At 71.9% G+C, this 562-nt stretch carries 1 pseudogene; it reads left to right on the top strand.

Going from position 1 to position 562, the window contains the following annotated elements:
• Positions 1 to 147: 147 nt before the first annotated feature.
• Positions 148 to 562 (top strand): annotated as a pseudogene (locus Mrose_RS18510) (hypothetical protein); the annotation flags it as partial.

Raw genomic sequence — 562 nt, 5'->3', positions numbered from 1 at the left:
CGGTGCAGGCGGGGAGCATCCTGGTCAAGGACGTCGCGCCCGGTGAGCTGGAGCTGGAGTGGACGCTGGTGGAGCTGGGGGAGTCCCCCCGCACCTTCGTCGTGCGCCGCACCCTCAACGCCGCCGCCCTGAGCACCGGGGGCTAGCGTGGACGATCCCCTTCGGGACGGGCTGACGCCCGTACACCGGGCAAACGATCCCCTTCGGGACGGGCGGGCGCCCGCACGCCGCAGGGGCGGCCCGCGCCTCCTGGTGCTGGCCCTGGTGTTGGCGCTGGTGCTGGTCAGCCTAGCGATGGCCCAGGACTTCTCCGCCGACGACTACCTCTACTCCTTCCCCGACCAGCGCTTTGAGCTCAACCCGCAGGGCCACTGGCCCTACCTGGCGTTGACCCGCAAGAGCCTGCTCGAGGGCTGCGCCCAGGGCAACCCCTGTCGCTACGAGTGGTGGCTGCCCTACTCCACCCTGCAGGCCACCCAGGCCGTCGCCCGCGACCTGCGCCGGGCCTGGGCCCGTTTCGAGGAGCGCTACTTCTGGCGGGTCCAGACCGCGCTCAACCAGC

The organism is Calidithermus roseus, from assembly GCF_003574095.1.
Classification (GTDB): Bacteria; Deinococcota; Deinococci; order Deinococcales; family Thermaceae; genus Calidithermus; species Calidithermus roseus.
This window is presented reverse-complemented; position numbering and strand designations above follow the sequence as displayed.